We start from the raw sequence: 24438 nt of genomic DNA, 5'->3' as shown, positions 1-24438 counted from the left end.
CAAGCACTCACACCTATCGGTTGTTCGTTCTGTTAAAGAGCAGTGACGTTTCGCGTTGTGTGCATTGCGTCGAGGTGGCGAACTATACGTTTGCGGCCCGCCTCCGTCAACACCCGGCAGCAACAAAACCCAGACCAATTCGTCATACCATTGTTTTACAAGGGAAATCAGTTTTGCAGCATCGACACCGGCATCATCACCCGCAGGCGGACCTGCTCAAGGTCGCCGTGCGCCTTGTGCTGCAGCCACCAGACACTGCCCTTCTTCACGCTGAAATACAGCGGCTGCTCGCACAGCAGGCTGGAGGCGATGCGGCCGATATAAGGTTGGTGGCCGACGACGACGACGGTGCGCGACCCGCCATGCGGCCAGTCGATCGCCTTGAGCACGTCCGCCCAGCCGATGTCGGGGTTGATGCCGCGCTCCACCCGGAAGTCCTTGCGCAGATACCCTGCCGTCTGCTGCGAGCGCCGCGCCTCGGATACCCACAGTTCGTAATGCGCGGGCAGCCGGTCACGCAGCCAGGCCGCCATCTGGCCGGCCTGCTTGTGGCCGCGGCGGGTCAGCGTCCTCGCCAGGTCATCGTTGCCGTCTTCCGCCTCGGCGTGTCGCCACAGGATCAAGTCCATACCGTCTGTCTCCGTTCTGGTGTTGGCCGCGCAGCTTCCAGTATCGCAGCCCGGGGCGTCAATGCCAGAGACGGCCGAGCCAGCCCAGCAGCAGCGGTGCGAGCAGCGCGGTCATCAGCCCGTTGAGCCCCATCGCCAGCGCGGCAAACGCGCCCGCCCCCTGCGAGATCTGGAACACGCGCGCGGTACCGATGCCGTGCGCGGCGACACCGGTGGCGAAACCCAGCACCCGCTCATCCATCAGGCCGAGCCGGGTAAACAGCGGCCGCACCAGCACCGCGCCAAGGATGCCGGAGACGATCACGAAGGCCGCCGCCAGCGTCGGCTCGCCGCCGATCGCCTCGGCGACGCCCATCGCGATCGGCGTCGTCACCGAGCGCGGCACCAGCGACAGCACCATGGTCTCGGGCAGGCCGAACAGCCGCCCCAGCACCACGCTGCTGGTAATCCCCAGTAGCGAGCCTGCCAGCAGCGCCAGCGCCAGCGCGCCTGCCGAGCGGCGCAGCTTGGCGAACTGGTGGTAGAGCGGCACCGCCAGCGCGACGGTGGCCGGCCCCAGCAACAGCAGCAACAAGCGCCCGCCTTCCATATAGCTGTCGACGCGGATGCCGCCTGCCAGCAGCACCGCGCCGACCAGCACGCAGCCGACCAGCACCGGGTTGCTCAATGGGTGGCCGTGGCAGCGCTGGTTCAGCCATAGCGCCGCCCGGTAAGCGACGAGGGTCAGGAAGAGGCCGAACAGCGGCCCGCGGCTGACGGCCAGGCAGGCAGCAATGAAAGCGTCCATCAGCGGGCGCCCTCCTTGCGGGCGAGCAAGGCACGCAGCAGGTAGGCGGTCCCCAGCAGCGGCAGCAGGGTGGCGAGCAGCAACACCAGTACCAGACGCCAGCCGGCATCCAGCAGCTGCGGCCACCACGCGAGCACACCGACGCCGGCCGGGATGAACAGCAAGGAGAGATGGCCGAGCATGGCCGGCACCGAGCGCTGCAAGCCCTCCGGTACCGAGCGCCGCGCCAGCAGCGTCAACAACAGCAGCACCATGCCGACGACGGCGCCCGGCAGCGGCCAGCCGAAGCAGCGCACGGCCAATTCGCCGGCCAGCTGGTAAGCCAGCAGCCAGATCACAGCTTCGAGCACGCGGATTCCTCCTTGCAATGGACGACAATCGACAGCCACGTTTGGCATAATGCGCCGATGACTTTCACCCCTCCGCCGTGGCGGTCGGGCGCGCCGCACGCCTCGATCGCGCTGAGCGCTGCGTTGACCGCGCCCGGTTCGCTGACCGAGTACCTGCAGGCGAGCGGACGCCTGTTCGCCGTCCACGTTTTATTCCAAGGGAATGATACCGCGCTCAGCGACGAGGCGGCACTGCTGGGAAACCCGGCCGCGGCCTACGCCCGCCACGTCGCGCTGACGCTGGACGGGCAAACCGTGGTGGTCGCGCGCAGCGTGTGCCGCGCCGGCTGCCCGCACTGGCAAGACCGGCTCGACCGTGGCCGCCGCTCGCTGGGGCTGACGCTGTTCGGCGAGATGCCTGCGCTGGTACGCAGCCCGCTTGCCTACGCGCTGCTCGGCACGGGCGACCCGCGCCACGCGCTCGCCGCACCTCTCTGCGGGGACGCGCCGCTGCCGGCACGCCGCTGCCTGTTCACCTTCGAAGGCGCGCCGCTGATCGTCACCGAACTCTTTTTGCCTGCACTCGAACTGTTGACGCCATGTCCATACCCGCCCGCGACGACCGCTTGACCGTCTACCTGCAACTGATGCGCGCCGACAAGCCGATCGGCACCCTGCTCTTGCTGTGGCCGACGCTGTGGGGATTGTGGCTGGCCGGCGCCGGGGAGCCTGACTGGCTGGTCGTCGCCATCTTTGTCGCCGGTACCTTTTTGATGCGCTCGGCCGGCTGCGTGATCAACGACTACGCCGACCGCCATTTCGACGCGCACGTGGAACGCACGCGCAACCGGCCCTTCGCGCGTGGCGCGGTCAGCGAGAAGGAGGCGCTGCTGCTGGCGGCCGGCCTGTCCCTGCTCGCCTTCCTCTTGATCCTGCCGCTGAATGCGCTGACCTGGCTGATGAGCCTGCCCGCCCTGTTCCTGGCGGGCAGCTATCCGTTCACCAAGCGCTTCTTCCCGCTGCCGCAGGCTTATCTGGGCCTCGCCTTCTCGTTCGGCATCCCGATGGCCTTCGCCGCGCAGACCGGAAGCGTGCCCCCGACCGCCTGGCTGCTGCTGGCCGCCAACCTGTGCTGGACCGTCGCCTACGACACCGAGTACGCGATCGTCGACAAGCCGGACGACCTGAAGATCGGCATCCGCACCTCGGCGATCACCTTCGGCCGTTACGACGTCGCCGCGGTGATGCTCTGCCACGCGCTATTCCTTGCGCTGATGGTGGCCGTCGGCCTCGTCGCCGCACTGGGCTGGCCCTACTACCTGAGCCTGGCCGTCGCCGCCTTGCTGATCGCGCGCCAGTACGCGGACATCCGCGGGCGCGACCGCGCGCGCTGCTTCAAGGCCTTCCTCGACAACAACCGGGTCGGCCTGGCCGTGTTCGCCGGCGTCGTGCTCAGCTACTGGCTGCCTGCGTAGCAAACGGCACGACGAGCTTGCGCTCGCCAAGCGTCAGCTTCATCAGCCAGTTGCGGCTCTGGCTCACGCACACCGGCAATTGCACGCGGGCGACCCAGCGCCCGTCCTCGCGCACGAAGCGGTAGCGGTTGAAGCCCATGTCCATGTCGGCCATCGCGAATTCGGCGGTAGGCGCGTCGCCGACTTCGCCGGTGAGCACGATCTCGAATGGTTTGCCTTCCAGCGGCGCGCCGGCAAAGCGCAGTTCACCGCCGCCGGGCAAGGCACACGCGGCGTCCACCGCGCAGGCGACGGTCTCGGCCTTTGGCGCCGCCGCCTGCGAACGCCACCACCAGCCGAGCAAGGCAAGCTTGAGCGCGGCAAGCAACAAGAGCGCGCCGGCGAGCCACAGCCATTTCTTGCGGTCCATCTTCATGCGCCCGCCTCCAGCACGCCGTGCGCGCCGTGTTCGAGCGCGGCGGAGAGCGTAGCGCCCGCCGCGAACACCGGCAGCGGCCAACCCGCGCTGACCACCCGGTCGAACGCGTCCCAGCCCGCTACCGCATCGGCCAGCGCGAAGTCGAAGCCCAGACGGGCCGCCTCGGCCAGTTCGGCCGCAGAGCGCACGCGGGCGCCGGCCCACGGCGTTGGCGGCCGGCCGGCACGCTGCGCCCCGGCGAGGTCCACCAAGGCGCCGGCCTCTTCGCCGACGGCAAAACGCCCGTCTGCTGCCACACGCAAGCTCAGCGGCAGGTGCAGCGCGCGCAGGATGGGGCCGTTGGCCGGCAGCATCGGCGCGACGCTCTCCTCGCCCGGTTTCTGCCAGGCGAACGCCTGCCCCTCGTGCGGCTGCGGCGTCCCCGCCCACGACCAGACGCGGAAGAAGGTCAGGTGCACCGACGCGTGTTCGTAATGGTGGACGCGGGTCAGCCACGGCGTCGCGTGCTGCACCCTGACCCCCATTTCCTCGTCGAACTCGCGCGCCAGCGCCGCGAAGAGCGTCTCGCCCGCCTCGACCTTGCCGCCGGGGAACTCCCAGTAGCCGGCGTACGGTTTGCCCGCCGGGCGCGAGCCCAGCATGTAGCGGCCGTCGGCGTCGATCAGTGCGCCGGCGACCACCGCGATGGTCTTGCCTGTGTTGTCCGTCATCAGAATGCCTTGCGTTCCTTTTGCGTCCGCCCGGCCCAGTCGCAGGCGAACTGCCAGGCGACCCGGCCCGAGCGGCTGCCGCGCGCGAGCGACCATTGCAGCGCGGCGCGTTCGGCCGCTGCGTCCATCGCCAGCGAGAAGTGACCGAGCCAGCCGGCGACCGCCGTCAGGTACGCGTCCTGGTCGAACGGGTAGAACGACAGCCACAGGCCGAAGCGGTCGGACAGCGAGATCTTTTCCTCGATCGCCTCGCCCGGGTGGATCTCGCCGTTTTCGCTCTTCCCCTCGCGGTTTTCGCTGAGGCGCTCGGGCAGCAGGTGGCGGCGGTTGCTGGTCGCGTAGACGAGCAGGTTGTCGGCGCGCGGCGCGACGCCGCCGTCCAGCTGCGACTTGAGCGCCTTGTAGCCGTCCTCGCCCTCCTCGAACGACAAATCGTCGCAGAACAGGATGAAGCGCTCCGGGCGGTTCTTCACGATGTCGACGATCTGCGGCAAGTCGCCCAGGTGCGTCTTGTCGACCTCGATCACGCGCAAGCCCTTCTCGGCGAACTCGGCGAGCAGCGCCTTGATCAGCGAGGACTTGCCGGTACCGCGCGCACCGGTGAGCAGCGCGTTGTTGGCCGGCCGACCCTTCAGGAAGTGGCGGGTGTTGCGCACCAGCGCCTCCTTCTGCCGCTCGACGCTGGAGAGCTCGTCCAGCCGGATACTGTGCGGCTGGTATACCGGCTCCAGCCAGCCCGCCAGCCCCTGCCGGCGCCAGCGGAAGGCCGGTGCCGTCCAGTCGGGTGCCGGCTGCAGCGGCGGCAACAGCGGCTCGAGCCTGGCCAAGACTTGCTCGGCCCTCTCCAGAAAGGCGTTCAACCTGTCCATGCGTCCCCCTTGCTTGTCCATAAGAAAAAGGCCGCGGCAGGCTTGCCGCGGCCCGGTGCGCGCACCGTTCAGTCGCGCAGCGTGATCACCGGCCAGCCATGCGCGCACGCGTGCGCGCGCAGCGCCTCGTCCGGGTCGACCGCGACCGGGTCGCTCACCTGCGACAGCAGCGGCAGGTCGTTGCGCGAGTCGCTGTAGAAGTAGCAGCGGGTGAAACTTGCGAGCGTCTGTCTGCGCGCGGCCAGCCACTCGTTCAGGCGGGTGATCTTGCCGTCCTTGAAGCTCGGCGTGCCGGTGTAGCGGCCGGTGTAGCGGCCGTCGGCGCCTTCTTCCAGTTCGACCGCGATCAGGTGCTCGACGCCCAGTTCGCGCGCGATCGGCCCGGTGATGAAACGGTTGGTCGCGGTGATGATCATCACCAGGTCGCCCTCGGCCTGGTGAGCGGCCACCAGCGCGCGCGCCTTGGCCGGGATGATCGGCAGGATATGCTCGCCCATGTACTCGGCGTGCAGGCTGTCGAGCTCTTCGCGCGTAAAGCGCGCCAAGGGCGCCAGCTGGAATTCGAGGAAGGCGTCGATGTCGAGGGTGCCGGCCTTGTACTGCTCGTAGAAGTAGTCGTTGTGGCGGGCGTGGTGCTCGGCGTCGATGATGCCGCGGCCGATCAGGAACTTCGGCCATTCGACGTCGGAGTCGCCGGCCAGCAGGGTGTTGTCGAGGTCGAACAGCGCAAGGTTCATGGGGCGTCGTTTCTTGTCGTTTGCAGGATGTTCTTCACCAGCGGCACCGTGATCGGCCGCTGCAGCGCCAGGGAATAGCGGTCGAGCGTGTCGAGCATGTCGATCAGGCTGGAGAGGTCGCGCCGCCAGTGCGTGAGCAGGTAGCGGAACACGTCGTCGGGGATCGCCAGCTGGCGCTCGGCGGCGTGCCGCTTGAGCGCGGCGAGCTTGTCGTCGTCGGACAGCGCCTTGACCTGGAACACCAGCCCCCAGCCCAGGCGGGTACGCAAGTCGTCGCGCACCGGCAGGCGCATCGGCGGCAGGCGGCCGGCCATCAGGAGGCGCCCCTCGCCGCTTTCCTTCAGCGAGTTGTAGATCGAGAACAGCGTGATCTGGTCGTCCGGGGTCAGGTCATCGACATGGTCGACCGCGATGAAGCTCGCCTCGCGCGCGAAGTCGGGCAGGTGCTCGGTCTTGGCGTCGAGGTAGATCGCCGCGCGGCCGGTGCGCTCGGCGTGGGCGATCCACGCCTGCAAGAGGTGCGTCTTGCCGCAGCCGGGCGCGCCCCACAGGTACACGAAGCGCTCGCCCGACGCGTCGTTGAGCGCGGCGATGATCTCGCGGTTATGCTCGGCGAGAAAGTTGTCGAAGCCGGGCGTCGGCGTCGGCGTCAGGTCGAGGACGAGTTGATCCAAAATGCGTTCTGGGAGTGTCTGCGATAAATGGGCGTTTAACGCCCGATTTTACGCTGATAGAAGCGCGAGGTGAAATAGCGCGCCAGCAAGCTGCGCGCGAGCACCATCACGATGGCCGCCAGGGGCAGCGCGAGCAGCACGCCGGTAAAGCCCATCAGCTGGCCGAACGCCATCAGCGCGAAGATCACCGCCATCGGCGACAGGCCGATGCGCTCGCCGACCAGATAGGGCGTGACGACGAAGCTCTCCAGCGTCTGCCCGGCCATGAACACCCCCCACACCAGCGCAAGCCCCGAGAGCGTGCCGAACTGCAACAGCGCCGCCAGCGTCGCCAGCAACAGGCCGATGAAGGCGCCAAGGTAGGGGATGAACACTAGGAGGCCGGCGACGATGCCGATGGCGAGGCCGGACTCCAGCCCGGTCAGCATCAGGCCGCCACCGTACACCGCCGCCATGATCAGCATCACCGAGATCTGCCCGCGCAGGAATTCACCCAACACCTGGTCGAGCTCGCCGGCGACGCGGCCAACCTCGACCGCCCAGCGCCTGGGCACCAGCGTCGCTACCCAGCGGCACATGCGCGGCCAGTCGAGCAGGAAGTAGTAGAGCAGCAGCGGCAACAGCACCATGTTCGACAGGAAGTCGAACAGCACGGCGCCGCCGTGCGTCAGTTGCGGCCACAACTGCTCGAGCGCCTGGCGCAGCGCGCCGCCCTTGTCAGACAGGGCCGCCCGCCAGGTATCGGCGTTGAGCACGATCTTGACGCCGAAGCGCGCGTCCAGCCACGGCAGGAAGCGGTGCTGCACGAAATCGATGAAGGCAGGCAGCCTGGCGGCGAGCGCCTGCGCCTGCTCGATCAGCATCGGCACCACGACCAAGAGCAGCAGCGAGATCAGCAGCATGCCGCCGGCCATCACCAGCAAGGACGCGAGCGGGCGGCCGACGCGGTGGCGGGTCAGCCAGCCGACCAGCGGGTCGAGGATGTAGGCGAGCACCGCGGCGACGACGAAGGGCGTGAGCACGCCGGCGAGCCGGATGACCAGCCAGAAAAAGAGGACGCCGCATGCGAGGGCGGCCAGCCATGGCAGCAGCGAGTTGGCAGAGCGTTTCATCTTTGATTCGGGTAGAATATCGGCGCTTTCGTTCAGGCGAAAGTTTGAAGTAAAACAAACACGTTAGCAGAAAGCGAGTCGACCTTGAACACCACGGCCCTCAGTTACCGCGACGCAGGCGTAGACATCGACGCCGGCGATGCGCTCGTCGAAAACATCAAACCGTTCGCCAAACGCACCATGCGCCCCGAGGTGCTCGGCGGACTCGGTGGTTTCGGCGCACTGGTGGAAATCTCCAAGAAGTACCGCGAACCGGTCCTCGTCTCGGGCACCGACGGCGTCGGCACCAAGCTCAAGCTCGCCTTCGACTGGAACCGTCACGACACCGTCGGTATCGACCTGGTCGCCATGAGTGTCAACGACATTCTGGTGCAGGGCGCAGAGCCGCTGTTCTTCCTCGACTACTTCGCGTGCGGCAAGCTTGACGTCGCGCAGGCGACCGACGTAATCAAGGGCATCGCCGCAGGCTGTGAGATGGCCGGTTGCGCGCTGATCGGCGGCGAGACCGCCGAGATGCCGGGCATGTACCCGGTCGGCGAGTACGACCTGGCCGGCTTCGCCGTCGGCGTCGTCGAGAAGAGCCAGGTAATCACCGGCCGCGAGATCGCGTCGGGTGACGTGGTGCTCGGCCTTGCGTCCAACGGCGTGCACTCAAACGGCTACTCGCTGGTGCGCAAGATCATCGAGCGCGCGAACCCGGATCTCGACGCTGAATTCGACGGCGGCCACACGCTGCGCGAGGCGGTGATCGCGCCGACCCGCATCTACGTCAAGCCGCTGCTCAAGCTGATGGCCGAACTGCCGGTCAAGGGCATGGCGCACATCACCGGCGGCGGCATCACCGAGAACACCCCGCGCGTGCTGCCGGACAACTGCGTCGCACGCATCGACGCCGCCGCCTGGCCGCTACCCAAGCTGTTCCAGTGGCTGCAGGAACAGGGCCAGGTCGACGCACAAGAGATGTACCGCACGTTCAACTGCGGCATCGGCATGGTCGTCATCGTCGCCGCCGAGCACGCCGACGCTGCGGCCGAGCTGCTGCGCGCCGAGGGTGAGACCGTGTACCGCATCGGCCGCGTCGACGCGCGCACCGGCGACGAACACCAGACCCAGGTCCGCTGACCCGCCACCACAACAAGGCCGAAGGCCGACGACGCCGTGCCGCACCCGCATCCGGGGCGGTACGGCGTTTATTGCTTCTGGCGTGCAAACCGCTAGCGTGAAACCATCATGAAACGAATTGTCATCCTGATTTCCGGCCGGGGCTCGAACATGCAGGCCATCTGCGAACAGGACCTGCCCGGCGGCGCCGTCGTCGCCGTCATCGCCAACCGCCCGGACGCGGCGGGTCTGGCCTGGGCGGCCGAGCGCGGCATCGACGCCCGCGTGGTCGACCACAAGGCGTACCCGGACCGCGCGTCGTTCGATGTGGCACTCGCCGAGGTGATCGACGGCTACGCGCCGGACCTTGTCGTGCTGGCCGGCTTCATGCGCATCCTCGGCGCCGAGTTCACCCGCCGCTACGAAGGTCGCATGCTCAACGTACACCCGTCCTTGCTGCCGGCGTTCACTGGCCTCAGCACCCACCAGCGGGCGATCGACGCTGGCTGCCGCGTCGCCGGCTGCACCGTGCACTTCGTGACGGCCGAGCTTGACCATGGCCCGATCGTGGCGCAAGGTGCGGTCCCCGTGCTCGAGGGCGACACCGCGGCATCCCTTGCCGAGCGCGTGCTCGCCGTCGAACACCGCCTGTACCCGGCCGCCGTGCGTGACTTCGTCGCCGGCCGACTGACGCTGGCGGACGGTCGCGTGCACCGCGTGGCCACCGCCAACGCCGGCGCGCAGCTGCTGAGCCCCGCCGAGGCCTGATGAAACACGCGCGGCCCCTGCTGATCGCCGTCGTCCTCTCGCTTGCCGTCCACCTCGCGGTGTTCGGCGGCGGGCATTGGCGCTGGCCGGACGCCGCGCAGGACATGACGGTCAAGCCGCTGACCGCGCAGTTGCGCAAGCTGGAACTGGACGCGCAGGACGAGGCGCCGCCAGCGCGACCGACCGTGCGCCTCACGCCCAGGCAGGTGGATGCGGCGCTGGCCGCCGCCCGCCCCCGTCCCGCGCCGCGCAAGGCCGAGGCGTCGGCACCGCAGGCGGAGGCGCCGGATGCGCGCGCCGAAACGCGCGTTGCCCGCCGCGCTGACGACGAGGCGGCGCCGTTCGCACCGGCGCCGCCCGCGCAGACGGCCGCAAGTTCGATCGCCCGCGCGACCCAGGCGCTTGGCGCGCTCGCGAGCGCCCCTGCTGCAGTGGCCGCGTCCGCGCCCGTCGCCGAAGCCACGGCGCAGGACGACGGACGGATCCGGCCCGCGACGCCGATCACCGCCTTTCCGGACCAGGCGACGCTGCACTACCACGCCTACTACGGCAATATCCAGGTCGGCAGCGGGCTGATCCACTGGCAGCGCCAGGGCGGCCGCTACCACCTGGAGGCGCGCGTCAAGGGGCTGTTCAGCCCGCTGCTGCGCTATGTCTCCGAAGGGCGGGCCAGCGGCGGCAAGCTTGCGCCGGAGCGCTACCAGGCGTGGCGCGACGAGACGCCGCGCGAATACGCGCGTTTCGACCGCGAGGACAAGCGCCTCGACTACGGCGACAAGCAGGAGGCTAGCGTGCCGCTTGAAGCCGGCGCGCAGGACGTGCTGAGCCTGGGCTTCGCGCTGGCGCTCGCAGGCGGCGAGCCCGCGGCGGGCGACACGCAGATCACCACCGGCAAGAAGGTGTACGGCTTTAGGCTGCGCCCGTCCGGCGAGGCCGACTACGACACCGGCGACGGGGCCATCCGCGTGGTACTGGTGCGCGCCGGCGAAGGCGCCAACCGCAACGAGTACTGGCTGGCGCCAGACTTCGCCAACCTGCCGGTGCGCATCGTGCGCGCCGACGAAAAAAAGACGCTCGAACTTCGGGCTTACCGTATCGACATTGCAGGCAGCCCCGTGTGGACACTGCCGCCCAGAAAGAACAGCCATGAAAATTAATCCACTGCAGTTCCAGCAGACCGTGCGCGTCCTCGAGAAGATGCTGCGCTTCGAAAGCCCCGCAGACGCCGTGCTCTCCGGCTGGTTCCGCGAACACCGCGAACTGGGTGCCAGCGACCGCCACGTGATCGCCGAGGCAAGCTTCACCATCCTGCGCCGCCTGGAGACGCTGCGCGCCTGGTGCGCGCCGAAGAAGCCGAACGCGCGCCACCTGCTCCTGGTCGCGATGGCCAAGCTGTGGGGCACCAATATCAAGGAATTCGGCGAGGCGGTGAACGAGGACGAGAAGACCTGGCTTGCCGCCGTCAAGGGCAAGGCGCAGCCGGATAGCCTGGAGGCACGCGCCGAGCTGCCCGCCTGGATCATCGAGCGGCTGGCCGACCAGAGCGAGGAGGCCGTCATCGCGCTGGGCCGCGCGCTGATGCAGCCGGCACCGCTCGACTTGCGCGTGAACACGCTGAAGGCGCGCCGCGCGCAGGTGCTCGACCTGCTGCGCGACGAGGGCTTCGAAGCCGAGGCGACGCCTTACTCGCCGCTGGGCGTCCGCCTCGCCGGCAAGCCGTCGATCAACCGCCACGAACTCTTCCTGCGCGGCGAGATCGAGGTGCAGGACGAGGGCAGCCAGCTGCTGGGCCTGATCACCGGCGCCCGCCGCGGCGAGATGGTGGTCGACTTCTGCGCCGGCGCCGGCGGCAAGACGCTGCTGCTGGGCGCGCAGATGAACTCGACCGGCCGCCTCTACGCGTTCGACGTCTCCGAGAAACGCCTTGCCAACCTCAAGCCGCGCCTCGCGCGCTCCGGCCTCTCCAACGTGCACCCGACGCTGATCGCGCACGAGAACGACGTGAAGGTCAAACGCCTGGCCGGCAAGGCGCAGCGGGTGCTGGTCGACGCGCCCTGTTCGGGGCTGGGTACGCTCAGGCGCAACCCCGACCTCAAGTACCGGCAGAGCCCGGAATCGATCGCCGAACTGAACGTCAAGCAAGCGTCCATCCTCGCCTCCGCCGCGCGGCTGGTGGCGCCGGGCGGCCGCCTGGTGTACGCGACGTGCAGCCTGCTGCCGCAGGAAAACATGGGCATCGTCGAGGCTTTCCTCGCCGCGCACCCCGACTTCGAGCTGACGCCTGTCGACAGCGTGCTCGCGGAACAAAAGATTCCGCTCGCTGTCGGTGACGTGTTACAACTGAATCCTGCCGTGCACCAGACCGACGGCTTCTTCGCCGCCGTGCTCACCCGCAAACAGTAAAAGAGGACCGCCACCGCCGTGCCCTTGTCGCCGCCGCCTGCCATCGTCGCCACCAGCCGCCGTGTCAGCCGGCGCATGGGTTTCCTGTTCCTGACCCTGCGGCTGTGGCGTCGGCGGCTGGAATTGTGGGTGGCGGCCATCCTGATCGGCCTCACCGCGGTGGTGTTCAGCCTGGGCGGCCACGCGCTGCACGAACTGTTCTTCCGCATCTACGAAAACTCGCCACACTGGGCGCTGTTGATCACCCCGCTGGGGCTTGCGCTGTCGGTCTACCTGTCGCGCCACGTGCTGGTCGGCGCCGGCGGCGGCGGTATCCCGCAGAGCATCGCCGCGCTGGAAGCGGACGCCGGCGTGCTGCGCGAACGCTTCCTCACCCTGAAAGTCGCCGTCGGCAAGACCTTCCTCACCCTGCTGGGCATCGGCTCGGGCGCGACCTTCGGCTACGAGGGTCCGATCGTGCAGATCGGCGCCGCGATCAAGTACCGGCTGGGCATCCGCAGCATCGGCGCCGGCGGCTACGGCCGCGGCCTGATCCTGGCCGGCAGCGCGGCGAGCGTCGCCGCCGCCTTCAACGCGCCGCTCGCCGGCATCGTGTTCGCGATCGAGGAGATGGGGCGCACCTTCAACCAGAAGGCAAGCTCGACCATCCTGCTCTCGGTGATCATCGCCGGCCTCACCGCCTACGCCTTCCTCGGCAACTACAGCTACTTCGGCACCGCGTCGGTCTCCATCCACTACCTGCGCGGCTGGACGGCGATCCTGGCCACTGGGCTTGCCGGCGGCGTCGCCGGCGGGCTGACCGCCCGCTTGATCCTGGCAATGAGCAGCGCGCTGCCCGGCCCGCTGGAAAAATTCCGCCGTTCGATGCCCATCCTGTTCGCCGCCGCCTGCGGCCTCGCCATCGCCGTCATCGGCATCAGCAACGACGGCGTCACCTTCGGCACCGGCTACTTCCGCGCGCGTGACATCATCGAAGGCCATACCGAGGGCCTGGAAAACTACGGCCTGCTCAAGCTCTCGACCCTGCTCCTGAGCTACCTGTCCGGCGCGACCGGCGGCATCTTCGCGCCGGCGCTGTCGGTCGGCGCCGGCATCGGCCTGAACGTGGCCGCGTGGCTACCCTCGCAACCGGAAACCGCGGTGGTGCTGCTGGGCATGGTCGCCTTCTTCGCCGGCATGACGCGCGCGCCGGTGACCGGCTTCGTGATCGTGATGGAGATGACCGACTCGTCGACCATGCTGATCCCGCTGATGGCCAGCGCGCTGATCGCCGCCGCAGTGTCGCGCCTCTTCAACCGGCACTCGCTGTACGACGCGCAGGCGCGCATGCTGCTGCGCACGCTGCGCGCGGCGCGCGTTCCGGCAAATTGACCCGGATGCCATGGCAAGGCTAGAATTTCCAACCGATGAGCTCGGGTATTCGGGCGTCAGACCACAATAAAGGGAACACCATGAACATCCAGGACACCATCCGCGACACCGTCACCCAGAACCCGGTCGTGCTCTACATGAAAGGCTCGCCGACCTTCCCGCAGTGCGGCTTCTCGGCGCGCGCGGTACAGATCCTCAAGGCGTGCGGCGTCGCCGACTTCAAGGCGGTCGACGTGCTGCTCGATGCGGAAGTGCGTCAGGGCATCAAGGAGTACGCAAGCTGGCCGACCATCCCGCAGCTCTATATCGGCGGCGAGTTCGTCGGCGGCTCGGACATCATGACCGAGCTCTACCAGAACGGCGAACTGCAACAGATGCTGGAAGCGCTCGCCAAGCGACCCGCCTGACATCGCGCGCGTCTGCTACCAAATCCATATGGATTTTGGCAGGCAAGGTGCGCTAGAATACGCCCCATTCGACCGGTTGCGCCCTGCGCAGCCGGTTTTGCACATCGAAAGCTGCTGATCCCGCCCCTCTGACGGCGCTGGAGACGCAGCTTTTTCACAAGGGCACGCCATGAACATCACCGTCGTCAAACACCCGCTGGTTCAGCACAAGCTCGGTCTGCTGCGCGAGGGCGACATCAGCACCATGAAGTTCCGCCAGCTCACCCACGAACTCGCGCGCCTGCTCGCCTACGAGGCGACCCGCGACTTCGAGCTGGAATCCGTCACCATCGACGGCTGGTGCGGCCCGATCGACATCGAACAGATCAAGGGCAAGAAGGTCACCGTGGTGCCCATCCTGCGCGCCGGCATCGGCATGCTGGACGGCGTGCTCGACCTGGTGCCGTCGGCCAAGATCAGCGTGGTCGGCCTCTACCGCAACGAAGAGACGCTGGAGCCGGTACCCTACTTCGACAAGTTCGTCGACAGCCTCGACGAGCGCATCGCGATCGTGATCGACCCGATGCTCGCCACCGGCGGCTCGATGAACGCGACCATCGAACTCTTGAAGCGCAAGGGCTGCAAGCAGATCAAGGCGGTGGTGATGGTCGCCGCCCCCGAAGGCGTGAAGGCCGTCAACGACGCGCACCCGGACGTCGAGATCGTTACCGCTTCGCTGGACAGCCACCTCAACGAGAACGGCTACATCATCCCGGGCCTGGGCGACGCCGGCGACAAGATCTTCGGCACCAAGCACGCCTGACCGCAAGAGATGCATATCAAACGCCGCCCGCTTCGCAGGCGGCGTTTTTTTGAGAACCACCATTTACAACACAAGGGGAAAACCATGTTTCAACACGTGAAACAGGCGGTGTCGGGGGCACAGATCCTGTTCGTCGCCTTCGGCGCGCTGGTGCTGGTGCCGCTACTCACCGGGCTCAACCCGGCGATGGCGCTGCTGGGCGCAGGCGTCGGCACGCTGCTGTTCCAGCTGATCACCGGCTTCTCGGTGCCGATCTTCCTGGGCTCGAGCTTCGCCTTCATCGGCCCGATCATCTACTCGATGCAGACCTGGGGCATGGGCGCGACCATGTTCGGCCTGTTTTGCGCAGGCTTCATGTACTTCGTGGTCGCCGCCATCGTGCGCTGGCGCGGCATGGCGCTGGTCAACCGCCTGCTGCCGCCGGTGGTGATCGGCCCGGTGATCATGATCATCGGCCTGTCGGTCGCCGGCGCCGCGTCGAACATGGCGATGGGCCGGGCCGGCGGCGCGCAGGTGATGCCGTACGAGAGCTCGCTCCTGTTGGCGGCTATCTCGCTGACCACCACCATCGTGGTGTCGATCTTCGCGCGCGGCATGTTCCGCCTGGTGCCGATCCTGGCCGGCGTCACCGTCGGCTACATCGCCGCCGCCTTCATGGGTGCGGTCGACTTCGCCAAGATCGCCAACGCGCCGTGGTTCGCCATCCCCGAATTCCACTCGCCCGAGGTGAACTGGGCGGCGGCCATGTTCATGCTGCCGGTGGCGATCGCCCCGGCCATCGAGCATATCGGCGGCGTGATGGCGATCGGCGGCGTGACCGGCAAGGACTACACCAAGACACCGGGCCTGCACCGCACGCTGGCCGGCGATGGCCTGGGCGTATGCTTCGCCGGCCTGGTCGGCGGCCCGCCGGTGACCACCTACGCCGAAGTGACCGGCGCGGTGATGATCACCCGCAACTTCAACCCGCGCATCATGACGTGGGCAGCCCTGTTCGCCATCTGCATGGCGTTCTTCGGCAAGTTCAACGCGCTGTTGCAGTCGATCCCGATGCCGGTGATGGGCGGCATCATGGTGCTGTTGTTCGGCACCATCGCGTCGATCGGCCTGAAGACCCTGATCGAGTCGAAGGTCGACCTGATGGAGCCGCGCAACCTGGTGATCATCTCGGTGGTGCTGACCGCCGGCATCGGCGCGCTCGAACTGAAGATCGGCTCGTTCAGCCTGGTCGGCGTCGGCCTGTGCTCGGTGCTCGCCATCGCGCTGAACCTGATCCTGCCGATGAAATCGGCCGCGCACGAAGGCATCGTCGAAGGCCAGGACGTCTAAGCCTTTGCCCTGCATGGCCGGCGGATCCGGCCGCGCAGGGCCATGTCGCGCCGCTGGCCGCCGATGTCGGCAATGAGAAAGACAAACGCCTGTTTTAAAAAGACAATCCCTCCATCACAGGAGAGATAAAATGACGACTCTGGTCGCGTGCGCGCTGGTCTACTTTTTCGTGCTGCCGATTGTCGGCGGCGCACTGGCTTACCTGAGGGGCGACGTCGCCGCCGAGTTCAAACAGGCTGGCGAAGCCGAGCGGGTGCCACTGTTCAACCCCTTCTACAGCAAGTCGCCGTTCAACCTCAGCTGAACGGCCCTCGCCAAAAAGGCAGACGCGCCGCGTCTGCCTTTTTTGTGCCTGCAAACTCAGCGGCTACGAGCGTCGCCACGGGGAACCCAGGCCCCTCAGGTCAACGGCAGGCCCTGGATGGCTGGCGGCGGGGATCCCCACGGCACCGATGCAGGGCCCGCTTCACGCCCGGCTAGCTTGGGTACGCGCGCTACAGGGGCGCGGGGTTTGCGACATCAGGCGTGCAGCCGGACTTCACGACTACTGCCGGATTGCCCGACACCACCGAATAGGGAGGGACGCTGTCCGTGACGAATGCGCCGCCGGCAATCCTGCTCCCGCGGCCAATGGTCACGCCACCGACAATGGTCGCATGCGGGCCTATCCATACTTCGTCTTCAATGACGGGATATTCCGTCAAGCGGGCGCCGTCGGCGGCAATGCGGTCACGCTGCCCGAGCGTGACCCCGTGAAACAGCGTGACGTTCCTGCCAATGACTGTACGCGGACTCAAGACGATGCACCATCCATGTGTCAGCGCGACCCCCTCCCCTATCCTGGTCTGCCACGAAAAATCCATCGCGGCCAAATGCGTCGCCACACTATGCAGCACCCGGAATGGAAAAAGCATCAAACGCAAAGGGCCCCGCGACGCCGCGGCGGCTTGGCATAAGCGCATGGTGACGACCACGCGGAAAGTTCTCCGCACGAGCGCCCCCTTGATCACAAGCCCCCAGCTGAACTCACCGTATTGCCGATGCGTATCGGCCCGCAGATGACGCCATTCCATCCTTCACCCTCGCTACAACGCGTTTGCTTTCCTCCGCATCCATACGCATTCCAATACGCATAGACCTGCCAGCTCTTGTTATACCGTATGGCTTACCGGATTTCAGGCGCTGTTCGGACCTGATCCGGCACCGCCACCCAGCCGTCGTGACCAGTCCATCCGCCGTGTCCCAGGAGCGCACCGCTGCGCCCTCATTGACCGGACGAGTAGCATCCGGCTTTATTGGGCGCCGTTCGCCTTCGCGCGTGTCGCGCGGTCGACCAGTACCATCAGGTGGCGGTAGCTCAGGCCCGAATGCTCGGCGAGGCCGACCTCGCAGGTCGCGCTGTTGCTAAAGCCGGCCGAGCAGCCGGCCACCTCTTCCTTGAGGGTGGCGAGCGCCGACGCGTTGAGCTCGGGGTGGCTGAAGCCCTTGTCGCCGGCAAAGCCGCAGCAGGTGACGCCGGCCGGCTCGACCACCTCGCGCGCGCAGCGCCGTGCCAGCGCGTTCAGCACGCCGGCGTGGCCGGTGCGCCGCATCGAACACACCACGTGCAGGGCGACCTTCTCGTCCTGCGGCTCGAAGACGAGCCACTCGGACGCCACCTCGTGTACGAAGCGCGTCACGTCGTACACCTTGAGCCTGGCGTCGGCGAGACCGTCGAGCAGCGCCGCCGTGCACACACCGTTGTCGACGACAATCGGCCAGCGCCCGCCCTCGCTCGCGTCAAACAGCGCGGCCGACAGCGCGGCGAGCTTGTCCGCGGCGACCGCAGCCGCCCCCTTCGACTTGAACGGCGTGCCACAGCACAGCCCGGACAGATCCTGCGGGTAGATCACAGCGTAGCCCGCCTTGGCGAGCACCGACGTCACCGCGTCGCCGACCGTGCGCGCGCCGGCGTCGCCCGGCGCCATCGCGCGGGTCAGGCAGGACGGCAGGTAGACCACCTTGCGCGCGCTGCCCGCCACGCCCGTGCGCGGCTCGAAATGCCCGACGCGCGGGAAGGACGGCGAGAAATGCGCCACCTTGCGGCCAAGCAGCGTGCGTGCGCCGGCAAACAGGCGGCCGGTGGCCTTGTCCCCCGCCACCGTGCGCAGCGCCGAGACCGCGCCCAGCGCGCCGCGCGCGACGCCAAGTGCGGCGCCGTAGTGGCGGGCGAGGCTTCCGGCAGCGCGCGTGCCGCCCTCGCCCAGTTGCTCGCCGCGCAACTTGAGCGTCAGCTCGCCGGTATTGATGCCGACCGGGCACACCGTCGCGCACAGCCCGCACGCGGCGCACGTCTCCTCGCCGGCGTATACGTAGTCCGCCTCAAGGCGGGCGAGGCGTGCCGGGTCTTCGCCGTCGCCCTCCAGCCGCGCGATCTCGCGGCGGGCGACGATGCGCTGGCGCGGCGTCAGCGTCAGCGCGCGGCTCGGGCACTGCCCCTCGCAGAAGCCGCACTCGATGCAGCGGTCGACGATGGCGTCGGTCGCCGGCAGCGCCTTCAGGTGTTTCATGTGCAAGCGGGGGTCCCCGCTCAGGATCACGTCGGGGTTGAGCAGGCCCTGCGGGTCGAACAGCGCCTTGATCTCGCGCATCACCTGGTACGCGTCGCGCCCCCACTCCATCTCGACAAACGGCGCCATATTGCGCCCGGTACCGTGCTCGGCCTTGACCGCCCCCTCGTATTCGACCGCTACCAGGTGGCAGACATCATTCAGGAAGGCCTCGTAGCGCGCGGCGCTGTCGCCCTTCGCGAAGTCCGGCGTGAACACGAAGTGCAGGTTGCCCTCCAGCGCGTGCCCGAAGATGATCGCGTCCCGGTAGCCGTGCTTGTCGAACAGCGCTTGCAGGGCCAGCGTGCCGTCGGCCAGCGCGTCGATCGGGAACACCACGTCCTCGATGATCACCGTGGTGCCGATCTCCCGCATGGCGCCGACGCTGGGGAACATCCCCTTGCGGATCGCCCACAACCGCGCGCTCTCGGCCGCGTCGTCGGTGAACGCCACTTCGCCCAGCACCGCCTCGCTGGCAAGCCAGCCGCTGACCTCGGCAAGCTGGCCGGCAAGCGCTGACGCATCGGCGGCGCGCGTCTCGACCAGCAAGGCGGCGGCACCGTCCGGCAAGCGGGCGATGTCCGCGGGCACGCCCGCCTTGTTTTCGACCGAACGCAGGCTCGCGCGGTCGAGCAGTTCGGCGGCGGCGACCACGTCCTTGTGGCCGGCCAGCCGCGCGACCACCCGGCACGCGGCGTGGATGTCCGGGTAGCACACCAGCGCGCTCGCCTTGCACGGCAACTCCTCGACCGTGCGGTACACCACCTCGCTGACAAAGCCCAGCGTCCCTTCGCTACCTATCATCAGCCGCAGCAACATCTGCAGCGGGTCGTCAAAATCGACCAGCGCGTTCAGGCTGTAGCCGGTGGTGTTCTTCATCTTGTACTTGCGCCGGATGCGCGCCGACAGCGCCGCATCGCTGCGTACCCGCGCCGACAGCGCGGCAAGCCCATCCAGCAGGCCCGCGTGGTGCTCGCGGAATTCGTCGACGCTGCCCTCGTCGGCGGTGTCGAGCAGGCTGCCGTCGGCAAGGATCAGCCGCAGGCTCTCGACGGTGCGGTAGCTGTTCTGCGCGGTGCCGCAGCACATTCCGCTCGAATTGTTGGCGACGATGCCGCCGATCATCGCCGCGCCGATAGTCGCCGGGTCCGGCCCGATCTTGCGCCCGTATGGCGCGAGCGCCGCGTTGGCGACCGCGCCGACCACCCCCGGCTGCAGGCGGATGCGCGCGCCGTCGTCCAAAACTTCACAGTCTTTCCAGCCGTCGGTCGCGACCATCAGGATCGAGTCGCTCACCGCCTGGCCGGACAACGAGGTACCCGCCGCGCGGAAGGTCACCGGCAGCGACAAGTCGCGCGCCGCCGCAAGCACCATCTGTACCTCGGCGTCACTGCGCACCCGCACCACCACCTGCGGGTTCAGGCGGTAGCACGACGCGTCGGTGCCGTAGGCCAGCGTGGAGAGCGGGTCGGTATGGATACGCCGCGCGTCGAGGTGGCCGGCAAGGCGGCGGACGAATTCGCGGTAAGCTTCGGACAGCATCGGACAGCCCCTGTGTCGCGGAATGACCGCACCATTATGACACCGGGGGCAGGTACACACCGTTAGGGGATGCCCCCAAAGCCGGCACGGGCTATGCTAGGCAAATAACGAGGAGAAACCCATGCTGATGAACCGAGCCCGCGCCACCTTGCTGGTGGTCGACGTCCAGGAAAAACTGCTGCCGGCGATCGACGGCGCCGAAGCGCTCGCCGCGCGCCTCGCCTGGCTGGTCGAGGCCGCCAACGACTGCGACCTGCCGGTGGTGTTCTCCGAGCAGTACCCGCAGGGGCTAGGGCCGACCATCGCCGCGCTCAAGGCGCTCGCACCGGCCGCGCAGACTGTCGACAAGCTGCATTTTTCCTGCACCGCCGCCGGCTGCCTGCCCGCCGGTCTGTTGGCACGCAAGCAGGTGATCGTGTGCGGGATGGAAACCCATGTCTGCGTGCTGCAGACCGTGCTGGGCCTGCTGCAACTGGGCAAGCAGGTGTTCGTGGTCGCCGACGCGGTCGGCAGCCGTGCGGACAGCGACAAGGCGCTCGGCCTGCAAAGAATGCGGGACGCGGGTGCCGTGCTGGTCAGCCGCGAGATGGTGCTGTTCGAGATGCTGGAAAAATCCGGCAGCGAGCACTTCAAGGCGATGAGCAGGAAATACCTGCAGGGCGCGCGCCCGGCCTGAATGCATGCCTGAGCCAGCCATGCTCCGGATCCGCCCCGCACGGGTAAACGACGCCAAGGCGCTGGTCGCCCTGCACTACGCGGCCGTCCACGCAGTTAGCCCCGGCCATTACACGCCAGCGCAGCTTGCCGCATGGTCGCCCCTCCCCGACGCCGCTCGCCACGCCTGGCTGCGCGGCGTGATCTGCACCCCCACGCTGCGGGTACTGGTCGGCGAGGTCGATGGCCAACCCTGCGGCTTCGCGATCGCCGACCTTGCCGAGGGCCGCGTGAACGCACTCTACGTAGCGCCCGCCCACGCCGGCTGCGGACTCGGGCGCGCGCTGCTGGCCGCGTGCGAACACGCCCTGCAGGCACAGGGGCACGCGCAGGGCACTGTCAGGGCGTCGCTGAACGCCGAGGCTTTCTACGCCGCTGCCGGCTACCGGGCGCTCGGGCCAGCCCTGCAGCCGCTCGCCGACGGTAGCGCGCTGCCTTGCGTCGAAATGTCGAGGCCTCTTATCTGAGCGCACCTGCTGCCCCTAAGCCATCAGGCTGCCACCCGCCCACCGGTCAGGCTCACCTGCAGCTTGCAGGAGCCAGCGAGGCGCGATTGATCTACAAACGCGTCCGCCGGGACACAAGACACCCGCGGCACAATGTAAAAGGGCGCCCGATCCGGGCGCCCCTGTCACTAGCAAGTCTGGCTCAGTCGAGCGCGACCATGCGAGCATTGCGGAAGTAGATGAAGCGGTCGTACGACAGCGGACGGGTGTTCGCGTACAGATACATCCCCATCGACCAGTTGTACGGGTTGGTCGCACCGGCCTGCACGGTTGGCATCGGTTGGTCGAATAGCACCTGCCCGTTGACCGTGATCTTCAGGAAGCCACGGCCGCCCTGCGCTGCCGTGCGCTCGTCGAGGTAGGTCTCGATCCGTACATCCTGCTCGACGTTCGGGTCGAGGTTACCGATCTGCGTGAGACGCTTGCCACCTTGCGACGGGTCGATACGCGCATCGAAGTGAAGCTGGACCCTATTCGGGTTGTTCGGATCGGTGTCGACCACCATTCCCAACGCCGGACCGAAACCGATGGTCTTAAGCTGCCAGATGGTCGCCGGCGACTCGCCAGCCGGTGCCATATGCCAGGGCTGACCGAGGCGGCGGCCGCCCAGGCGGAACTGCATCTGCCATTCGTAGTGCTTGCGGGTCGAGAACTGGAACGCGTTGACCTGTGTACGCAGCTTTTCCTCGACAATGCCGTCGCCCGCCACCACGCCGATCGCGGTGAAGTCGCCATCCTTAAATACGCGGTCCTTAACGCCCTCGTTGCTCAGGCTGTGGCCCATCACGTTCTGCGCCGACTGGGTCTGCGGGTTCCACACGTTGATGGTGATGATGTCCGAACGGCCGATTTCCGGGTTGAAGAACGGGACGCTGCCGCCGAAGTCATGCGTGATCTTGCTCGCGCCCAGATCGACCGGCAGCTGCGTGTTGCCGATGGTCGCCTGATAGGGCGCGTAAGCCACATAGGCGCTGCCGTTGAGCGGCGGCGGAGGCGGCATCACCCCACCATCCCCACCACCGCTGTCACCATCACCGCCAAGGTCGACCAGACGTGCGGTCCGGAAGTAGATGAAACGGTCGTACGACAGCGGACGGGTGTTCGCGTACAGATACATCCCCATCGACCAGTTGTACGGGTTGGTCGCACCAGCCTGCACGGTTGGCATCGGTTGGTCGAATAGCACCTGCCCGTTGACCGTGATCTTCAGGAAGCCACGGCCGCCTTGCGCTGCCGTGCGCTCGTCCAGGTAGGTCTCGATCCGTACATCCTGCTCGGCGTTCGGGTCGAGGTTACCGATCTGCGTGAGACGCTTGCCACCTTGCGACGGGTCGATACGCGCATCGAAGTGAAGCTGGACCTTGTTCGGGTTGTTCGGATCGGTGTCGACCACCATTCCCAACGCGGGACCGAAACCGATGGTCTTAAGCTGCCAGATGGTCGCCGGCGACTCGCCCGCCGGTGCCATATGCCAGGGCTGACCGAGGCGGCGGCCGCCCAGGCGGAACTGCAGCTGCCATTCGTAGTGCTTGCGGGTCGAGAACTGGAACGCGTTGACCTGTGTACGCAGTTTTTCCTCGACAATGCCGTCACCCGCCACCACGCCGATCGCGGTGAAGTCGCCATCCTTGAACACGCGGTCCTTGACGCCCTCGTTGCTCAGGCTGTGCCCCATCACGTTCTGGGCCGACTGGGTCTGCGGGTTCCACACGTTGATGGTGATGATGTCCGAGCGGCCGATTTCCGGGTTGAAGAACGGGACGCTGCCGCTGAAGTCGTGGGTGATCTTGCTAGCCCCCAGATCGACCGGCACCTGATGGTTGCCGACGGTCGCAAGATAAGGCGCATGTGCGACATAGGCATCCCCACTCGGCGGCACCAGCCCGCCATCGCCGACGCCACCTCCGGAGCCGCCACCGCTTGACTCAACAGCCATCAGGCGTGCGGTCTTGAAGTAGGCAAAGCGGTCGCCCTTGCTGGCAAGCGTATTCATGCCAACCGACCAACCGTACGGGTTATACGCGCCAGCCTGCACGGTCGGCCCCTGCTGCTCGTGCACCACACGTCCGTTAACGCTGATCCTGAGGAAGCCTTGCCCCCCCTGCTCGGCCGTCCGCTCATCGAGGAAGGCCTCGATACGCACATCCTGCTCTGCGGCGGGGTCTAGCCCACCTGCTTCGAGCACTCGCTTGGCGCCCTGGGCCGGGTCAATGCGGGAATCGAAATTCAGGCTCAGGCGGTTGCCATTGCTCGGGTCAGTGTCGACCCCCATCACGAGCGCAGGGGCTAAACCTGCGCTTTGTAATGACCACAGGGTGGCCGGTGCTTCACCGGGACGGGTTCTCTTCCATTGCTGCGATAGGCTACTGCCAGCCAGGCGGAATTTCAGTTGCCATTCGAAGTGCCGGCGGGTCGGGATCTGGAACGCGTTAACCCGGGTGTACTGCGTACCATCGACCAGACCATCGCGCTTGCGTACACCGATCGCGGTATAGCCGTTCTGCTTGAACACATACCCAGGCACGCCCACATCGGTCAGGCTGTGGCCAACCACATTGTGCTGGCTGCCGGTCTGCGGGTTCCAGACGTTGACCGTCAGGATATCGGAGCGGCCGATCTCTTGGTTGAAGAACGGCACGTTGCCGCTGAAATCGTGGGTAATTCTGTCTGCACCGAGGTCGACAGGCACGCTGTTCTCTCCGATCGTCGCGGCGTAAGGCGCCTTCGCGACAAACACTTCGCGCGTGACACTGGCGGTGCGCAGCATTCTCCCGCTGGCAGCATCCCCTTGCGACACCATGGGGGTAGCTCCCTCGTCAGCCTGACCAGTCCCGCTGCCTATACAGCCGGTCAGCATGGCCCCAAGCAGCGCCGGGAGAACAAGTTTCAATCTATTCATCGAAGCAACCAAATGCAATTCACAAAAAATTAATGCCCCCGGTCATTCGTCGATAGATTCGTCTGACAGAAGGCAAGCAGGCGCACACTATCCTACGACAACAGTTAATTGTAAATAATTGATTCGATTGAATTTTCTATAGCAACCACTTAATCAATGGAATGCCGCCGGCTGGCAGTCATGCCTGAAAAGGCTTCAGAACATACGCATGGGAAGTATCAAGAAATATTCAACGCAATAGGGATTGGCCAAAAGAGCGCAATACTCA

Annotated in this window: 25 protein-coding genes; 13 read left to right on the top strand and 12 right to left on the bottom strand. The window is 67.1% G+C overall.

Going from position 1 to position 24438, the window contains the following annotated elements:
- Window positions 1–167 precede the first annotated feature (167 nt).
- From E5K04_RS14105 to E5K04_RS14095, 3 genes are read right to left on the bottom strand one after another with little or no spacing between them, the layout of a single operon-like run.
- Window positions 168–629, bottom strand: a complete 462-nt coding sequence (locus E5K04_RS14105; RefSeq protein ID WP_136555241.1) for a SixA phosphatase family protein — start codon at window positions 627–629, stop codon at window positions 168–170.
- Window positions 630–687: 58 nt separating this feature from the next.
- Entirely contained in the window at window positions 688–1416 is a 729-nt protein-coding gene (locus E5K04_RS14100) for an LrgB family protein (protein WP_136555239.1), read from the bottom strand.
- On the bottom strand, window positions 1416–1766 hold the full coding sequence (locus tag E5K04_RS14095) for a CidA/LrgA family protein (RefSeq protein ID WP_136555237.1): 351 nt from the start codon (window positions 1764–1766) through the stop codon (window positions 1416–1418). The genes E5K04_RS14100 and E5K04_RS14095 overlap by 1 nt, the downstream gene beginning before the upstream one ends.
- 57 nt (window positions 1767–1823) lie before the next feature.
- Here E5K04_RS14095 and E5K04_RS14090 point away from each other — a divergent pair, with 57 nt between their 5' ends.
- Together E5K04_RS14090 and ubiA are read left to right on the top strand one after the other, a co-directional pair.
- Window positions 1824–2375, top strand: a complete 552-nt coding sequence (locus E5K04_RS14090; RefSeq protein WP_136555235.1) for a chorismate--pyruvate lyase family protein — start codon at window positions 1824–1826, stop codon at window positions 2373–2375.
- Entirely contained in the window at window positions 2345–3220 is an 876-nt protein-coding gene (ubiA, locus tag E5K04_RS14085) for a 4-hydroxybenzoate octaprenyltransferase (RefSeq protein WP_136555232.1), read from the top strand. The genes E5K04_RS14090 and ubiA overlap by 31 nt, the downstream gene beginning before the upstream one ends.
- Here ubiA and E5K04_RS14080 read toward each other — a convergent pair.
- The 6 genes from E5K04_RS14080 to E5K04_RS14055 all read right to left on the bottom strand — a co-directional run bounded on the left by E5K04_RS14080 (window position 3198) and on the right by E5K04_RS14055 (window position 7740).
- On the bottom strand, window positions 3198–3635 hold the full coding sequence (locus tag E5K04_RS14080) for a hypothetical protein (protein WP_136555230.1): 438 nt from the start codon (window positions 3633–3635) through the stop codon (window positions 3198–3200). The genes ubiA and E5K04_RS14080 overlap by 23 nt on opposite strands.
- The gene (locus tag E5K04_RS14075) at window positions 3632–4348 is read right to left on the bottom strand and encodes an NUDIX domain-containing protein (RefSeq protein ID WP_205700380.1); all 717 of its coding nucleotides are present in this window, start codon (window positions 4346–4348) and stop codon (window positions 3632–3634) included. Before E5K04_RS14075 ends, E5K04_RS14080 begins: the two co-directional genes overlap by 4 nt.
- Window positions 4348–5217, bottom strand: a complete 870-nt coding sequence (locus E5K04_RS14070) for an ATP-binding protein (RefSeq protein ID WP_136555228.1) — start codon at window positions 5215–5217, stop codon at window positions 4348–4350. Before E5K04_RS14070 ends, E5K04_RS14075 begins: the two co-directional genes overlap by 1 nt.
- A 68-nt stretch (window positions 5218–5285) precedes the next feature.
- Window positions 5286–5954 carry a histidinol-phosphatase gene (locus E5K04_RS14065; protein WP_136555226.1) on the bottom strand — a complete coding sequence of 223 codons (669 nt, stop codon included), beginning with the start codon at window positions 5952–5954 and terminating at the stop codon, window positions 5286–5288.
- Window positions 5951–6628 carry a DnaA regulatory inactivator Hda gene (gene hda, locus E5K04_RS14060; RefSeq protein ID WP_136555224.1) on the bottom strand — a complete coding sequence of 226 codons (678 nt, stop codon included), beginning with the start codon at window positions 6626–6628 and terminating at the stop codon, window positions 5951–5953. The genes E5K04_RS14065 and hda overlap by 4 nt, the downstream gene beginning before the upstream one ends.
- Before the next feature lie 35 nt (window positions 6629–6663).
- A complete protein-coding gene (locus tag E5K04_RS14055) occupies window positions 6664–7740 on the bottom strand; it encodes an AI-2E family transporter (protein ID WP_136555222.1) in 1077 nt (358 codons plus the stop codon).
- An 84-nt stretch (window positions 7741–7824) separates the two neighbouring features.
- On the opposite strand from E5K04_RS14055, the gene purM reads away from it, so the two are divergent.
- The 9 genes from purM (at window position 7825) to E5K04_RS16680 (ending at window position 16225) form a co-directional block, all read left to right on the top strand.
- A complete protein-coding gene (purM, locus tag E5K04_RS14050; RefSeq protein WP_136555220.1) occupies window positions 7825–8862 on the top strand; it encodes a phosphoribosylformylglycinamidine cyclo-ligase in 1038 nt (345 codons plus the stop codon).
- Between the two features lie 108 nt (window positions 8863–8970).
- Window positions 8971–9609: a phosphoribosylglycinamide formyltransferase gene (gene purN / locus E5K04_RS14045; RefSeq protein ID WP_136555218.1), complete on the top strand. Its 639-nt coding sequence runs from the start codon at window positions 8971–8973 to the stop codon at window positions 9607–9609.
- Complete coding sequence (locus E5K04_RS14040) at window positions 9609–10766, top strand: DUF3108 domain-containing protein (RefSeq protein ID WP_136555216.1); 1158 nt, start codon at window positions 9609–9611, stop codon at window positions 10764–10766. Before purN ends, E5K04_RS14040 begins: the two co-directional genes overlap by 1 nt.
- Window positions 10762–12012 carry an RsmB/NOP family class I SAM-dependent RNA methyltransferase gene (locus E5K04_RS14035; RefSeq protein WP_407920087.1) on the top strand — a complete coding sequence of 417 codons (1251 nt, stop codon included), beginning with the start codon at window positions 10762–10764 and terminating at the stop codon, window positions 12010–12012. Before E5K04_RS14040 ends, E5K04_RS14035 begins: the two co-directional genes overlap by 5 nt.
- An 18-nt stretch (window positions 12013–12030) precedes the next feature.
- Window positions 12031–13383 carry a chloride channel protein gene (locus E5K04_RS14030; RefSeq protein WP_136555213.1) on the top strand — a complete coding sequence of 451 codons (1353 nt, stop codon included), beginning with the start codon at window positions 12031–12033 and terminating at the stop codon, window positions 13381–13383.
- A gap of 80 nt (window positions 13384–13463) precedes the next feature.
- The gene (gene grxD, locus E5K04_RS14025; protein ID WP_136555211.1) at window positions 13464–13790 is read left to right on the top strand and encodes a Grx4 family monothiol glutaredoxin; all 327 of its coding nucleotides are present in this window, start codon (window positions 13464–13466) and stop codon (window positions 13788–13790) included.
- 169 nt (window positions 13791–13959) lie between these two features.
- Window positions 13960–14592, top strand: a complete 633-nt coding sequence (upp, locus tag E5K04_RS14020) for a uracil phosphoribosyltransferase (protein WP_136555209.1) — start codon at window positions 13960–13962, stop codon at window positions 14590–14592.
- A gap of 84 nt (window positions 14593–14676) precedes the next feature.
- Window positions 14677–15921, top strand: coding sequence for a uracil-xanthine permease family protein (locus E5K04_RS14015; protein WP_136555207.1), 1245 nt, complete (start codon window positions 14677–14679; stop codon window positions 15919–15921).
- Between the two features lie 130 nt (window positions 15922–16051).
- The gene (locus tag E5K04_RS16680; protein WP_163317891.1) at window positions 16052–16225 is read left to right on the top strand and encodes a hypothetical protein; all 174 of its coding nucleotides are present in this window, start codon (window positions 16052–16054) and stop codon (window positions 16223–16225) included.
- 190 nt (window positions 16226–16415) lie between these two features.
- On the opposite strand, the gene E5K04_RS14010 is transcribed toward E5K04_RS16680, so the two are convergent.
- Window positions 16416–16994, bottom strand: a complete 579-nt coding sequence (locus tag E5K04_RS14010) for a serine acetyltransferase (protein ID WP_136555205.1) — start codon at window positions 16992–16994, stop codon at window positions 16416–16418.
- 219 nt (window positions 16995–17213) lie between these two features.
- Window positions 17214–20051, bottom strand: coding sequence for an FAD-binding and (Fe-S)-binding domain-containing protein (locus tag E5K04_RS14005; RefSeq protein ID WP_136555204.1), 2838 nt, complete (start codon window positions 20049–20051; stop codon window positions 17214–17216).
- A gap of 121 nt (window positions 20052–20172) precedes the next feature.
- Here E5K04_RS14005 and E5K04_RS14000 point away from each other — a divergent pair, with 121 nt between their 5' ends.
- Entirely contained in the window at window positions 20173–20727 is a 555-nt protein-coding gene (locus tag E5K04_RS14000; protein WP_136555202.1) for a hydrolase, read from the top strand.
- 19 nt (window positions 20728–20746) lie between these two features.
- Complete coding sequence (locus E5K04_RS13995) at window positions 20747–21232, top strand: GNAT family N-acetyltransferase (protein WP_168929238.1); 486 nt, start codon at window positions 20747–20749, stop codon at window positions 21230–21232.
- A gap of 181 nt (window positions 21233–21413) precedes the next feature.
- On the opposite strand, the gene E5K04_RS13990 is transcribed toward E5K04_RS13995, so the two are convergent.
- Window positions 21414–24071: a hypothetical protein gene (locus E5K04_RS13990; RefSeq protein ID WP_136555198.1), complete on the bottom strand. Its 2658-nt coding sequence runs from the start codon at window positions 24069–24071 to the stop codon at window positions 21414–21416.
- Window positions 24072–24438: the final 367 nt, after the last annotated feature.

The sequence above is a fragment of the Crenobacter intestini genome (assembly GCF_004919095.1).
GTDB lineage: Bacteria > Pseudomonadota > Gammaproteobacteria > Burkholderiales > Chromobacteriaceae > Craterilacuibacter > Craterilacuibacter intestini.
This window is presented reverse-complemented; position numbering and strand designations above follow the sequence as displayed.

Excerpts from the sequence above, each read along its gene's own strand:
- E5K04_RS14105 (WP_136555241.1), bottom strand. The coding sequence starts at position 629 with ATGGACTTGATCCTGTGGCGACACGCCGAGGCGGAAGACGGCAACGAT.
- E5K04_RS14100 (WP_136555239.1), bottom strand. The coding sequence starts at position 1,416 with ATGGACGCTTTCATTGCTGCCTGCCTGGCCGTCAGCCGCGGGCCGCTG.
- E5K04_RS14090 (WP_136555235.1), top strand. The coding sequence starts at position 1,824 with ATGACTTTCACCCCTCCGCCGTGGCGGTCGGGCGCGCCGCACGCCTCG.
- ubiA (WP_136555232.1), top strand. The coding sequence starts at position 2,345 with ATGTCCATACCCGCCCGCGACGACCGCTTGACCGTCTACCTGCAACTG.
- E5K04_RS14080 (WP_136555230.1), bottom strand. The coding sequence starts at position 3,635 with ATGAAGATGGACCGCAAGAAATGGCTGTGGCTCGCCGGCGCGCTCTTG.
- E5K04_RS14075 (WP_205700380.1), bottom strand. The coding sequence starts at position 4,348 with ATGACGGACAACACAGGCAAGACCATCGCGGTGGTCGCCGGCGCACTG.
- E5K04_RS14070 (WP_136555228.1), bottom strand. The coding sequence starts at position 5,217 with ATGGACAGGTTGAACGCCTTTCTGGAGAGGGCCGAGCAAGTCTTGGCC.
- E5K04_RS14065 (WP_136555226.1), bottom strand. The coding sequence starts at position 5,954 with ATGAACCTTGCGCTGTTCGACCTCGACAACACCCTGCTGGCCGGCGAC.
- E5K04_RS14055 (WP_136555222.1), bottom strand. The coding sequence starts at position 7,740 with ATGAAACGCTCTGCCAACTCGCTGCTGCCATGGCTGGCCGCCCTCGCA.
- purN (WP_136555218.1), top strand. The coding sequence starts at position 8,971 with ATGAAACGAATTGTCATCCTGATTTCCGGCCGGGGCTCGAACATGCAG.
- E5K04_RS14040 (WP_136555216.1), top strand. The coding sequence starts at position 9,609 with ATGAAACACGCGCGGCCCCTGCTGATCGCCGTCGTCCTCTCGCTTGCC.
- grxD (WP_136555211.1), top strand. The coding sequence starts at position 13,464 with ATGAACATCCAGGACACCATCCGCGACACCGTCACCCAGAACCCGGTC.
- upp (WP_136555209.1), top strand. The coding sequence starts at position 13,960 with ATGAACATCACCGTCGTCAAACACCCGCTGGTTCAGCACAAGCTCGGT.
- E5K04_RS14015 (WP_136555207.1), top strand. The coding sequence starts at position 14,677 with ATGTTTCAACACGTGAAACAGGCGGTGTCGGGGGCACAGATCCTGTTC.
- E5K04_RS16680 (WP_163317891.1), top strand. The coding sequence starts at position 16,052 with ATGACGACTCTGGTCGCGTGCGCGCTGGTCTACTTTTTCGTGCTGCCG.
- E5K04_RS14010 (WP_136555205.1), bottom strand. The coding sequence starts at position 16,994 with ATGGAATGGCGTCATCTGCGGGCCGATACGCATCGGCAATACGGTGAG.
- E5K04_RS14005 (WP_136555204.1), bottom strand. The coding sequence starts at position 20,051 with ATGCTGTCCGAAGCTTACCGCGAATTCGTCCGCCGCCTTGCCGGCCAC.
- E5K04_RS14000 (WP_136555202.1), top strand. The coding sequence starts at position 20,173 with ATGCTGATGAACCGAGCCCGCGCCACCTTGCTGGTGGTCGACGTCCAG.
- E5K04_RS13995 (WP_168929238.1), top strand. The coding sequence starts at position 20,747 with ATGCTCCGGATCCGCCCCGCACGGGTAAACGACGCCAAGGCGCTGGTC.
- E5K04_RS13990 (WP_136555198.1), bottom strand. The coding sequence starts at position 24,071 with ATGGTGTCGCAAGGGGATGCTGCCAGCGGGAGAATGCTGCGCACCGCC.